This window comes from uncultured Gemella sp. (genome assembly GCF_963519265.1).
GTDB lineage: Bacteria > Bacillota > Bacilli > Staphylococcales > Gemellaceae > Gemella.
Genome location: NZ_CAUQNQ010000110.1, coordinates 1 through 3,750, shown reverse-complemented (window position 1 = coordinate 3,750; position 3,750 = coordinate 1). Strand labels below are relative to the sequence as shown.

The 3,750-nt window shown below is 32.1% G+C and carries 4 protein-coding genes; 3 read left to right on the top strand and 1 reads right to left on the bottom strand.

All coding sequences use genetic code 11. The features are described 5' to 3' along the window. The first annotated feature begins 3 nt into the window (after positions 1-3). From gltX to rpsI, 3 genes are all read left to right on the top strand, one after another. Complete coding sequence (gene gltX, locus RWN11_RS07540; protein WP_314161113.1) at positions 4-1,467, top strand: glutamate--tRNA ligase; 1,464 nt, start codon at positions 4-6, stop codon at positions 1,465-1,467. A gap of 258 nt (positions 1,468-1,725) precedes the next feature. Beyond that, a complete protein-coding gene (rplM, locus tag RWN11_RS07535) occupies positions 1,726-2,163 on the top strand; it encodes a 50S ribosomal protein L13 (RefSeq protein ID WP_314161112.1) in 438 nt (145 codons plus the stop codon). Positions 2,164-2,182: 19 nt separating this feature from the next. Then, positions 2,183-2,575: a 30S ribosomal protein S9 gene (gene rpsI / locus RWN11_RS07530; protein WP_003145894.1), complete on the top strand. Its 393-nt coding sequence runs from the start codon at positions 2,183-2,185 to the stop codon at positions 2,573-2,575. A gap of 289 nt (positions 2,576-2,864) precedes the next feature. Here rpsI and RWN11_RS07525 read toward each other — a convergent pair whose 3' ends face one another. Continuing rightward, the gene (locus RWN11_RS07525; protein WP_314161111.1) at positions 2,865-3,485 is read right to left on the bottom strand and encodes a hypothetical protein; all 621 of its coding nucleotides are present in this window, start codon (positions 3,483-3,485) and stop codon (positions 2,865-2,867) included. Between the last annotated feature and the right edge of the window lie 265 nt (positions 3,486-3,750).

Genomic DNA, 3,750 nt, shown 5'->3' with positions numbered 1-3,750 from the left:
ACTATGACAAAAGTAAGAGTAAGATATGCACCATCTCCAACAGGAAATTTACATATCGGAAATGCAAGAACTGCATTATTTAATTACCTTTTTGCTAAACACAACGGAGGAGATTTCGTATTAAGAATTGAAGATACGGATTTCAAACGTAACAAAGAAGAAGGTGAACGTAGCCAACTTAAATATATGAACTGGTTAGGTTTAGATTATGATGAAGGTATTGGAAAAGAAAAAGAATTTGGTCCATACCGTCAATCTGAGAGAATTGATATTTATCAAAAATATGCTGATCAGCTTATCGCTGAGGACAAAGCTTATAAATGCTACATGACAGCTGAAGAATTAGAAGCTGAAAGAGAAGAGCAAATCGCAAACGGATTACCACCACGTTACAGCGGAAAACACGCTCATCTTAGTAAAGAAGAGCAAGAAGCTTTTGAAAAAGAAGGTAGGAAACCTGCTATCCGTATCCGTGTTCCTCAAGACAGAACATACAAATTTGATGATATGGTTAAAGGTGAATTATCATTCGAAGGGCATGACTTCGGAGATTTCGTAATTATTAAAAATGATGGAGTAGCAACATATAACTTCGCTGTTGTTATCGATGACTACTTAATGAAAATTTCTCACGTATTACGTGGGGATGACCACGTTTCTAATACACCAAAACAACTTGTTGTGTATGAAGCATTAGGGTTTGAGCCACCAAGATTTGGTCATATGACGCTTATCGTTAATGAAAGTAAGAAAAAATTATCTAAACGTGATGAAAGTATCATTCAATTCATCGAGCAATATGATGAATTAGGGTACCTTCCAGAAGCATTATTTAACTTCATCGCTTTATTAGGATGGTCTCCAGAAGGTGAACAAGAAATTTTCACTAAAGAAGAATTCGTGAAAATCTTTGATGAAAAACGTCTGAGTAAATCACCAGCATTCTTCGATAATAATAAACTTACATGGATTAACAACCAGTACATCAAAGCTCAACCTTTAGAAAGAATCGTAGACTTATCATTACCGTTCTTCATTAAAGAAGGTGTAGCAACAGCTGAAGAAGTAGAAGCTAATAAAGCATGGTTTGAAAAATTAATTTCATTATACCAACCACAAATGAGTTACGGAGCTGAAATCGTTGAGTTAACAAAACAATTCTTCGTTGAGGATGTTAAATTTGATGAAGAAGAGTTAGAAATTCTAAAACAAGAAACTACAGCAACAGTATTCGAAGATTTCTTAACGAAAGTTGAAGAAGTAGAAGAATTCACAGCTGATAACATTAAAGCTTTAATCAAAGCGATTCAAAAAGATACAGGTGTTAAAGGTAAAAACTTATTTATGCCAATTCGTATCGCTTCAACAGGATCAATGCACGGTCCAGAATTAAACACAAGCTTAGAATTACTAGGTAAAGAACGTGTAGCTGCAAGAGTAAAAGCTGCATTAGAAACAATTAAATAATTCAATAAAGAAAATTAATAACGATAAATTAAGGGTGAAATAAATATATTAAAGTAAAAATTAGAGTATCCCTTAATTTTGATTTTTCGAGCTGAAAAAAGATAGAGAAATATAAATAAAAGTAAAGAAAATATCTTGACATTCGTCTTAAAATAAGGTATTATTACTTATGATATTGTTTATATATCTTCACGAGTAAGCCCCGGAAAACTTAGTCGTTATGACAGATTTAAAACAACATCTAGGAGGAAAAAAGACATGCGTCAAACATATATGGCAAAGCCATCAACTGTAGAAAAAAAATGGTATGTAATCGATGCTGAAGGTCAAACTTTAGGTCGCTTATCATCAGAGGTAGCTTCAATTTTAAGAGGGAAACACAAACCTACTTATACACCACACATCGATACTGGGGATAATGTTATCATTATCAACGCTGCTAAAATTGTGTTAACTGGTAAAAAATTAACTGATAAAATTTACCGTCGTCACACAATGCACCCAGGTGGGTTAAAAGAAAGAACTGCTGGATTAATGGTAGAAAAATATCCAGAAGAACTTTTAGAGCTATCTATCAAAGGTATGTTACCAAAAAATACTTTAGGTAGAGCTCAAGGTATGAAACTTCACGTTTACCGTGGAGCTGAACACCCACACGCAGCACAAAAACCAGAAAAATACGAATTACGTGGATAATATAGGAGGAAATTATTAAATGGCACAAGTAGAATATCGCGGTACAGGACGCCGTAAAAGCTCAGTAGCACGTGTAAGATTAGTACCTGGAACAGGGAAAGTTGTTATTAACAACAGAGAAATGCGTGAATACTTACCATTAGAATCATTAGTATTAGACTTAATGCAACCTTTAGAAGTTACATCTACTACAGGTAACTATGACGTTTTAGTTAACGTTAACGGTGGAGGATACACAGGACAAGCTCAAGCAATCCGTCACGGAATTGCACGTGCTTTACTAGAAGTAAACCCAGAATACCGTAAAGACTTAAAACCAGCAGGATTACTAACTCGTGACCCTCGTATGAAAGAACGTAAAAAATACGGTCTTCGTGGTGCGAGACGTGCTCCTCAATTTTCAAAACGTTAATATTGGTCTTATACCAAATTACGTCAAGACATCAGAGAATTTTCTCTGGTGTCTTTTTTTGTTTAAAAATAAAAATTGTTGATTTTAGTTTTTGGTAAATTGGGAGATGTAAAAATAAATGCACTAGAAAGCTAGGGTAGGCATCTAGGAAGCATTCTTCTACTTAAATTTTTCTCTTAGGCAGTATAAGGACAGTCTAGCAGTTCTTTATCTTGTATATTATGTTGAAAAAAACACTTGAAAAATTATCATATTTATAATAATCCTTCAAGTATTTTAAATTTATATATTATTCGTATATTTCTGAATCTTTAAGCGTAAATACTACTTCTGTTCCAGCTGGGTAATTATCTAACGATAATAGAAGTATTTTCTCTTCAACTTTTTTAGGTTTAATTTCGGCACTAACTTGAGCTATTTCATTTAACTCGTCGTATAAATTTTTAAACAATTTTGCATCTTTTACTTTAATTTTTGGATTGATTTGGTAAATAGGTGTTTCACCAAACCAAGTATCTTCATTTTGGAAATCAATCTCTGATTTTTCATTAACTTTTAATTTAATAGAAATATCATAGTCGAAAGTATATCTATCAAAAAGTTTAGCAAGACTGCTAATGTAGTCATGAGAACCTTTGTTAGAACGATTAATAAACTTTAGTTTAGCGCTGTAATCTATAGCATTAAGATCGAAAATCTCAGCCATTTTGAATACATCAAATTCATCGTAAACATCCGAAGTTACAAAATTGACTTTAACATCATATCCCACACGTTGAAATTCTTGATACTTTTCAAGGAGTAGTTCAGCTGAAGCATCTTCAATATTTTCCTTTATATTTGTAACAGATTCTTTTCCGTCTTCAATAACTTCTTGTTTAGGGTATTTAACTGTCAATATATAATTCATCCAATTATTCCTCCTTTAAATTTAGCACAATTATTATTATACATATCTTTCTAATTATTTACAATAGTATAGTATAACTTTAGAAAAATTAATATTTATCGGTGGAAAATATGTGCTAAAAAATTTATAATTTTCAGAAACATCTGAAAATAGTGAAAGCTTAATCTTGACATTTCTATATAAAATTTATATAATAAGTAACATGAATTTAAAAAGGAGGTCATTGCATATGAAAATAATTGCAATTTCAACAAGAAGTGTCGAT

Excerpts from the sequence above, each read along its gene's own strand:
- rplM (WP_314161112.1), top strand. The coding sequence starts at position 1,726 with ATGCGTCAAACATATATGGCAAAGCCATCAACTGTAGAAAAAAAATGG.
- rpsI (WP_003145894.1), top strand. The coding sequence starts at position 2,183 with ATGGCACAAGTAGAATATCGCGGTACAGGACGCCGTAAAAGCTCAGTA.
- RWN11_RS07525 (WP_314161111.1), bottom strand. The coding sequence starts at position 3,485 with ATGAATTATATATTGACAGTTAAATACCCTAAACAAGAAGTTATTGAA.
- gltX (WP_314161113.1), top strand. The coding sequence starts at position 4 with ATGACAAAAGTAAGAGTAAGATATGCACCATCTCCAACAGGAAATTTA.